This window comes from Couchioplanes azureus, assembly GCF_014648355.1.
GTDB classification, from domain to species: Bacteria; Actinomycetota; Actinomycetes; order Mycobacteriales; family Micromonosporaceae; genus Actinoplanes; species Actinoplanes azureus.
This window is the reverse complement of sequence record NZ_BMQY01000023.1, coordinates 1-7010: the sequence shown is the minus strand read 5'-3', so window position 1 is coordinate 7010 and position 7010 is coordinate 1. Positions and strand designations below refer to the sequence as shown.

Below are 7010 nucleotides of genomic sequence, written 5' to 3'. Positions count from 1 at the left end.
AAACCGCTCATACAAGCCACGACCCATGCCCGCCCGCTGCGAACCCTGACCGGTGAACATGAAGGCCGTGCGCCGGGTACGGGCCTCGCCCTCGATCAGGGTGGGACCGAGCCGTACCGCCCGGTGCGCGAACTCGGACCGGGTGGTGGCAAGCGACCAGCCGATGTCGCGCGGGTCGCCGGCGACGTCGGCGAGACGGGCGACCTGGTCGCGCAGGGCGCCCGCCGACATGGCGGAGACGACCAGCGGCACGACCTCGTCGGTGGCGGGCCGCTCCGCGGGCACCGCGGGCGGGTCCGGCTGTTCCAGGATGACGTGCGCGTTGGTGCCGGAGATGCCGAACGACGAGACACCGGCCCGGCGCTTCGGGGAGTCCGGCCAGGGGGTGTTCTCCCGCGCCAGCGCGACCGCGCCGGCCTCCCAGTCCACGTGTGACGACGGCGCGTCCACATGCAGGGTGCGCGGTACGACCCCGTGGCGCATGGCCACGACCATCTTGATCACGCCGGCGACGCCCGCGGCGGCCTGGGTGTGCCCGATGTTCGACTTGACCGAACCCAGCAGCAACGGCTCGTCGCGGTCCCGGCCGTACGTGGCCAGCAGCGCCTGGGCCTCGATCGGGTCGCCCAGCGTCGTACCCGTGCCGTGCGCCTCCACCACGTCCACGTCCCGGAAGCTCAGTCCCGCGTTCGCCACGGCCTGCCGGATGACCCGCTGTTGCGACGGCCCGTTCGGCGCCGTCAACCCGTTCGACGCGCCGTCGGAGTTGACCGCTGAACCGCGGACGACCGCGAGGATCTGGTGGCCGTGACGCCGGGCGTCGGAGAGCCGCTCCAGCACCAGCACACCGACGCCCTCGCCCCAGCCGACACCGTCGGCCGCGTCCGCGAACGGCTTGCACCGCCCGTCCGCCGACAGGCCGCCCTGCCGGGAGAACTCCACGAAGGTGCTGGGCGTCGACATCACCGTCACGCCGCCCGCCAACGCCAGATCACATTCGCCCGCCCGCAGCGCCTGCGCCCCCAGGTGCAACGCCACCAGCGACGAGGAACAGGCCGTGTCCACGGTGACCGCCGGACCCTCGAAGCCGAACGTGTACGAGACCCGGCCCGAGGCGATGCTGCCGGCGCTGCCACTGCCCTGGTAGCCCTCGTACTGGCCACCGCCGAGCAGGTTCGCGTAGTCGTTGTACATGACGCCGGCGAAGACGCCGGTCTGCGAGCCGCGCAGGGTGTGCGGATCGATGCCGGCCCGCTCCACCGCCTCCCACACCGACTCGAGGAGCAGCCGCTGCTGCGAGTCGGTGGCCAGCGCCTCCCGGGGACTCATCCCGAAGAACTCCGGGTCGAAGCCGGCCGCGTCGTCGAGGAAGCCGCCCCACCGGGTGTACGAGGTGCCCAGCGCGTTCCGGTCGGTGCTGTAGAGGCTGTCCACGTCCCAGCCGCGGTCGGACGGGAAGTCCCCGACCGCGTCCACCCCGTCGTGCACGAGCCGCCACAGATCCTCGGGAGAGGTGACGCCGCCGGGGTACCGGCAGGCCATGCCCACGATGACCACCGGGTCGTCGGAGACCGGCGACACCACCGGGGTGCGAGTGAGCGTCTCGGCGACCGTGCCGAGCAGTTCGTCGCGCAGGTGGGCGGCCAGGGCGGCGGCGTTCGGATAGTCGAACACCAGGGTGGCGCTCAGACCGAGGCCGGTGGCGGCGCCGAGACGGTTGCGCAGCTCGATCGCGGTGAGCGAGTCGAAACCGAGATCCTGGAAGGCTTTGCCGGGCTCCACCGCATCGGTGCCGGTGTGGCCGAGCACCTGGGCGATCTGGGTACGCACCACGTCGAGCACCGCCTCCGTGCGTTCCTGCGGCCCGAGGGCGGCGAGCCGCCGAACCAGGGCGGCGCTACCCACGGCGGCCGCCCGGCGCGACGGCCCGCGCACCAGGCCGCGCAGCAGGGGCGGAACGTCGCCCCGAGCGCGGAGCGCGCCGAGGTCGAGGCGGACCGGAACGAGGGTCGCGGCGGGGATCGCCAGCGCGGCGTCGAACAGGGCCAGGCCCTGCTCCTGCGTGAGCGGCGGCAGGCCGGCGCGGGTCATCCGGGCCACGTCCCCGTCGGTCAGTTCCGCGGTCATTCCGCCGGACCGGACCCACGGCCCCCAGGCGAGCGACGTGCCGGGCAGCCCGGCCGCGCGCCGGGTCTCGGCGAGCGCGTCCAGGTAGGCGTTGCCGGCCGCATAGCTCGCCTGTCCGGGGTTGCCGAACAGGCCGGCGATCGAGGAGAACAGCACGAACGCGGTGAGGTCACGGTCCCGGGTGGCCGCGTGCAGGTTCCAGGCTGCCGTGATCTTGGGTGCCAGGACCGCGTCGACCCGCTCGGCATCGAGCGACGCGAGGACACCGTCGTCGAGGACACCGGCGGCATGGATGACCGCGCACAGCTCGGGCAGCCCGGCCACCAAGGCGTCCACCGCCGAGCGATCGGCGACGTCACAGGCCACCACGCGGCCGGGCAGCTCGCCGGCGCCCGGGGCGTCGGGGCCGCGGCGGCTCACCAGGACCAGATCGGTGACCCCCTGCGCCGCCAGGTGCCGGGCGATGAGCGCGCCCAGACCACCGGTGCCGCCGGTGATCAGAACGGTGCCGCTCAGCGGATCCGCCGCCACGGGCGCCGCCGGTACGCGCACCAGGCGCGGAACCGTGGCCACGCCGTCGTGCAGGGCCAGCCGCGGTTCGTCGGCGGCCAGGGCGTCGTCCGGTACGTCGCCGCCGGTCTCGATCAGCCCGAACCGGCCGGGGTGCTCGGACTGGGCCGAGCGGATCAGACCGGACACCGCCGCGCCGGCCAGGTCACCGGGGCGGGTCACGAAGACCAGCCGCTGCTCCGGATCCGCGCCGGCCAGGAACTCCTGCACCCGGGCGAGCGCCTCCAGGACCGCCGTCCGCGGCTCCTCGCCTGCCTCGACGACGACCACGGTGGCCGCGGCGGTGGCAGCCGGCAGCGTCACCGGTACCCAGTCCACGCGGTACAGCGAGTCGGTGGCGGTGCGGGGCTGGGGGGCGCGGACGAGCAGCGAATCGGCCGAGGCGATCGGCGCGCCGGTCGGGTCGGCCAGCGCGATGGCGAAACCCTCCCGGTTCCGGGTGAGCCGGACGCGGGCGTCGGTCGCGCCGGCGGCGTGCAGGGCGACGCCGTGCCAGGCGAACGGGATGCCCGCCGGGCTGTCGGCGGTGTCCAGCAGGAGGGCGTGCAGGGCGGTGTCGAACAGGGCCGGGTGCAGGCCGTACCGCTCGGTGCCGGCATCGGCGGGGAGGGTGACCTCGGCGTACATGTGCTCGCCGTCGCGCCAGGCGCCGCGCAGTCCCTGGAAGGCGGGGCCGTAGCCGAATCCACCGTCGGCGAGCCGGTCGTAGAGTCCGTCGATGCCGACCGGCCGGGCGCCGGGCGGTGGCCAGGCGGCCGCGTCGAAGGTGACCGGGGTGGGGGCCATGCCGAGCAGCCCGGTGGCGTGTTCCGTCCAGACCGCGTCGGGGTCGCCGTCCGGGCGCGAGTGCACCGTCACCGCGCGGCGGCCGGAGCCGTCCGGGGCACCGGCCCATACCTGCACCTGCAGGGTGCCGCCGTGTTCGGGCAGCACCAGTGGAGCGGTAAGGGTGAGCTGGTCCAGGCCGGGCGTGCCGGCCTCGGCGCCGGCGTGCAGGGCCAGCTCGACCAGGGCGGTGCCGGGCACCATGACCCTGCCCTGCATCTCGTGGTCGGCGAGCCACGGCTGCGCCGAGGTGGAGAGGCGGCCGGTGAACAGCAACGCGTCCGAGCCGGGCAGGGTGGTCACGCCGCTGAGCAGCGGGTGCCCGGCTGCGTCGAGGCCCGGAGCGGCACCGCCGAGGATCATGCTGGCGGGCCAGAATCGCTGGTGCTGGAACGGGTACGTGGGCAGGTCGATACGGCGTCCGCTGTCCACGACGGCGGCCCAGTCGACACTCCGGCCCTGGGTGTACAACGCACCCACGGCGGTCAGCAGGGTGGTGACCTCGTCGCGGTCCCGCCGCAGGGTGGGGCTGCCGCCGGCCATGGCGGACAGCACCGCGTCCGGGCCCACCTCCAGCAACCACACGTCACCCGCGGCACCCACCGCGTCCGCGAACCGCACCGTCTCACGCACGTGCCGCACCCAGTACGCCGGGTCGGTGAACAGGTCGGTCTCGATCCGCCCGGTGACGTTGGAGACCAGCGGGATCTGCGGCCGGTGCAGGGTGAGGCCGTCGACCACCTGCCGGAAGGCCTCCAACATCGGGTCCATCAGTGCCGAATGGAAGGCATGGCTGACGGTCAGCCGCTTGCTCCGCCTAAAGCCGGCGGCCACCGCCTCCACCGCGGCCGCCGCACCGGACAGCACGACCGCGTCCGGACCGTTGACCGCCGCGATGTCCACACCATCGACCAGAGCCGCTCTGACGTCCCCTTCCGAGGCCTCCACCGCGACCATCGCCCCACCGGCCGGCAACTCCTGCATCAGCCGCCCGCGCGCCGAGATCAGCGTGCAGGCGTCCTCCAGGGAGAGGACCCCGGCCAGATGCGCGGCGGCGATCTCACCCACCGAGTGGCCGAGCAACACGTCCGGGACGACACCCCACGATTCCAGGAGCCGGTAGAGGGCGACCTCGACGGCGAAGATGGCCGGCTGGGCGTTACCGGTGGCGTCCAGGTCCTCCCAGTCGATGTCCAGATGCGCGGTCACCGCGTCGAAGGCCCCGGCGAACACCGGATACCGGGCGTACAAGTCGCGGCCCATCCCGGCGCGCTGCGAACCCTGGCCGGTGAACATCATGGCCAGCGGCGTGTCAGTGGCGACGCCTTCGAGGAGGATGTCGCCGACCTTGACCGCGCGATGCGGGAACGACGTCGATCGGCGGGCCAGAGCGGCGGCGACGTCGGCCGGGTGCGCGTCGAGGGTGCCGAGCCGGTCGATCAGCTCGGACAGGGCGCCGGCCGACTTGGCGGACAGCACGAGTGGGAGGACGGCGTCACCGTGCTCGACCACCGCGGCCGGCGCTTCGGTGGACTGTTCGAGGATGACGTGGGCGTTCGTCCCCGAGATACCGAACGACGACACCCCCGCACGACGCCGACCCGACCCCGGCCACACACACTGCTCCGCAGCCACCCGCACCGCACCCGCACGCCAATCCACATGCGAAGACGGCACATCCACATGCAACGACCGCGGCACCACACCATGCCGCATCGCCATCACCATCTTGATCACACCAGCGACACCCGCCGCCGCCTGCGTATGACCGATGTTCGACTTCACCGAGCCCAGCAACAACGGCACATCACGATCCCGGCCATACGCCGCCACCAACGCCTGCGCCTCGATCGGATCACCCAACGACGTACCAGTCCCGTGCGCCTCCACCACATCGACGTCCTGCGCCGACAGCCCGGCCGAGGCCAACGCCTGCCGGATCACCCGCTGCTGCGACGGCCCGTTGGGCGCCGTCAGACCATTCGACGCACCATCGGAATTCACCGCCGAACCCCGCACCACGGCGAGGACCTCGTGACCGTTGGCCCGCGCATCCGAAAGCCGTTCCAGGACCACCAGCCCCACGCCCTCGGCCCAGCCCACACCGTCCGCCGCATCGGCGAACGGCTTGCACCGCCCGTCGGGCGCCAACCCACCCTGGCGGGAGAACTCGACGAACGTGGTCGGCGTGGACATGACTGTCACACCACCCGCGAGAGCCAGATCGCACTCCCCCGACCGCAGCGACTGGGCCGCCAGATGCAGGGCCACCAGCGACGACGAACACGCCGTGTCGACGGTGACCGCCGGACCCTCGAACCCGAAGGCGTACGAGACCCGTCCGGAGGCGATGCTCGCCGCGCTCCCGTTGCCGCGGAAGCCCTCGAACGAGTCCTCGGTGAGCAGGTTGCCGTAGTCGGTGTACATGACGCCGGCGAAGACACCGGTCCGGCTGCCGCGCAGGGTCAGCGGATCGATGCCCGTCCGCTCCACGGCCTCCCACGTGGTCTCCAGCAGCAGCCGTTGCTGGGCGTCGGTGGCCAGCGCCTCGCGCGGACTCATCCCGAAGAACTCCGGATCAAACCGGGCGGCGTCGTGCAGGAAGCCACCGTGGCGGGTGTACGAGGTACCGGCGACCGTACGGTCCGCGCTGTAGAGGCGGTCGAGGTCCCAGCCGCGGTCGGCCGGGAAGTCGCCGATCGCGTCGACGCCGTCGCGGACCAGCTCCCACAGTCCCTCGGGCGAGGTGACGCCGCCCGGGAACCGGCAGGCCATACCCACGATGACGATCGGATCGTCGGCCACGGGCGGCAGGGCGGCGACCGGGATCCGCTCATCCGGTGCCCCACCCCGCAGTTCCTCGCGCAGATGCCCGGCGAGGGCGGCGACCGACGGGTAGTCGAAGACGACGGTGGCGGACAGCCGGAGCCCGGTGACGGCACCGAGGCGGTTGCGCAGCTCGACGGCGGTGAGCGAGTCGAAGCCCAGGTCCTGGAAGGCGCGCTGCGGATCGATGCCGGCCGCGCTCTGGTGACCGAGGACGGTGGCGACCTCGGCGCGGACCGTGCTCACCAGGTCGCCGAGGTCCGCCCGGACGGCGGCAGCGCTCGCGGCGACGGCCCGGCGGGTACGCGGACGGATCAGGCCGCGCAGCAGCGGCGGGACGGTTCCGGACGCCTGGATCGCGGCGAGGTCGAGGCGCACCGGGGCGACGACCGGACGGCCGGCGGCGAGGGCGGCGTCGAACAGGGCGGTGCCCTCGGCGGCGCTGAGTTCCGGCAGGCCGTTGCGGGCGATGCGGGCCACGTCCACGTCGGCGAGGGTGCCGATCATGCCGCCGTCGCGCGCCCAGGGTCCCCAGGCCATCGAGGTGGCGGGGAGCCCGAGGGCGTGGCGGTGCTCGGCGAGGGCGTCGAGGGCGCTGTTGGCGGCGGCGTAGTTGCCCTGTCCGGCAGCGCCGAAGACGCCCGCGACGGAGGAGAACATGA

Annotated in this window: 1 protein-coding gene; it reads right to left on the bottom strand. The window is 73.4% G+C overall.

The window, feature by feature from the left end; all coding sequences use genetic code 11:
- Positions 1–7010: type I polyketide synthase (locus IEY99_RS33605; RefSeq protein WP_189208166.1), on the bottom strand; the 7010-nt coding region annotated here is incomplete at both ends.